2 protein-coding genes are annotated in these 968 nt (G+C 46.5%); both read right to left on the bottom strand.

Features of this window, described 5'->3' with window-relative positions; translation table 11 throughout:
- Nucleotides 1-241, bottom strand: a 241-nt coding sequence (locus N1032_RS23990; protein ID WP_259542963.1) for a portal protein, incomplete at its 3' end; no start/stop codon positions are given.
- Nucleotides 242-258: 17 nt separating this feature from the next.
- Nucleotides 259-882: a hypothetical protein gene (locus N1032_RS23985; protein WP_259542961.1), complete on the bottom strand. Its 624-nt coding sequence runs from the start codon at nucleotides 880-882 to the stop codon at nucleotides 259-261.
- Nucleotides 883-968 lie beyond the last annotated feature (86 nt).

Here is a 968-nt window from a genome sequence, read left to right as displayed (position 1 = left end):
GTTGTGGGAATAAGGCAAGCATTAGCTTGGCTGTTAGGTTATTAACGCCACGAGCGCCTACAGCTTGCCAAGGAGTTGTGTAGTTAGTAGAGGCATTGTCGCCATCTTTAGGGAACAGAGAAGGGATAGTTACGGCTGCATTATTCTCAGCACGAGTGGTATATTGGTTGCGGTCAGATTTAAGACGTTCATAGATTGCCTTAGCACCGTCAGCACCAAATCCTGTGCGTTGAGTTGCCACTATTAACTACCTCCCTTTTATACGTTAACACCTGTGCCAGCAGAGCGAGCTACGGTTAGAGATTTCTTACCAGCAGCACGAGCTTTCTTCTTCTTAGAACTTGATTGTTCTTCTGCACCAGTTTCTGTTTTAGGGACAGCAATATTAGGAGCAGCAGCAGGGGCAGTGTCAGGAGCATTAGTTCCGTAAGTAGCACCACCACTTGCATCACCAACTTCAGGAGCACGGAAAGCACTGTGAATAGCGTGACCTACGGTATCTACCGCGTGTTGAACACCGTGCCCAATATCTTCACCAATCTGGCCAGCATTATGATAGATGCGGGTGCCGAGATTTCCGAGATTATGGACAGCAACAGAAGGGGATTTAATCTGGTCTGTCAAGTGTTCAGCGTTAACTACAGCACCGTGAATAAGAGCAGCAGCAGGTTTACCTACAACTGGAACATTCTTCAGTGGAGTAGTAACAAGATGAGTAGCGCCCTTAGCGATAGACTGAGCAGTTTGCAAAGGATGAGTAACGGTTTGAACTGGATGAGTAACAGCGTGGACTACAGGTTTAACAACCTGAGTAATCGGTTTAGTTACTTTATGCACTACCTTGTGGATAGCGTGTGTGACGTGATGGAAAGCGTGTCCCATTTAATTCACCTCCGGAATAAATGTAGTTGATACCTTCTCGACGGAAGGTGAGATATGGGTGCTTCGAACTAACCATTGTATGCCTG

It is taken from the genome of Herbiconiux daphne, assembly GCF_024979295.1.
In the GTDB taxonomy this organism is placed as follows: domain Bacteria; phylum Actinomycetota; class Actinomycetes; order Actinomycetales; family Microbacteriaceae; genus Herbiconiux; species Herbiconiux daphnes.
This window is presented reverse-complemented; position numbering and strand designations above follow the sequence as displayed.